We start from the raw sequence: 510 nt of genomic DNA, 5'->3' as shown, positions 1-510 counted from the left end.
TTTCTTATCACTTTTTTCACTCCTATTGAAAGGTGTTTTGCTTCAAGTATTTGAAAAAACACAATTTCGTATACAGGATAATTAGGGCTGTTAACCTTATTTCATATTTTGCATTAAACTTACAGATATCTAAGTGATTCCAGTTTTTTAATAATTGGATTGGATTTGATTCTAATTTGATATACAGGAAAAAAATGCTGAAAAAACTTCAGCATATTCTTTTTTTAAAAGTAGATGATAATAGCATATATATTTACCTGAAAGGAGCGATAATCACGTGAAGAAAAGAAAATATTTACTTGCTCTTATGTCTACTATTTTATCAGTAGGTTTTTTGTGTGGTTGCAATGGCGTTGATGAGGATGAGCCAGATCCAACTGAAGAACCTTCTGAACAAATTCAAGAAAATAATAATCAATAACAGGATAATGTAAGTATGAACTGTACCCTATAAAATGGACAGTTTAATAAAAAGACCTTTAAAAATTAGGCACTTAAAAGATGGTTCCG

The 510-nt window shown here is 29.4% G+C and carries 1 protein-coding gene; it reads left to right on the top strand.

Annotated elements, in window-relative coordinates:
• Positions 1 to 277 precede the first annotated feature (277 nt).
• The gene (locus JDS96_RS30670) at positions 278 to 421 is read left to right on the top strand and encodes a hypothetical protein (protein WP_176546755.1); all 144 of its coding nucleotides are present in this window, start codon (positions 278 to 280) and stop codon (positions 419 to 421) included.
• Positions 422 to 510: the final 89 nt, after the last annotated feature.

This window comes from Bacillus cereus group sp. N21 (genome assembly GCF_016483395.1).
Classification (GTDB): Bacteria; Bacillota; Bacilli; order Bacillales; family Bacillaceae_G; genus Bacillus_A; species Bacillus_A pseudomycoides.
This window is presented reverse-complemented; position numbering and strand designations above follow the sequence as displayed.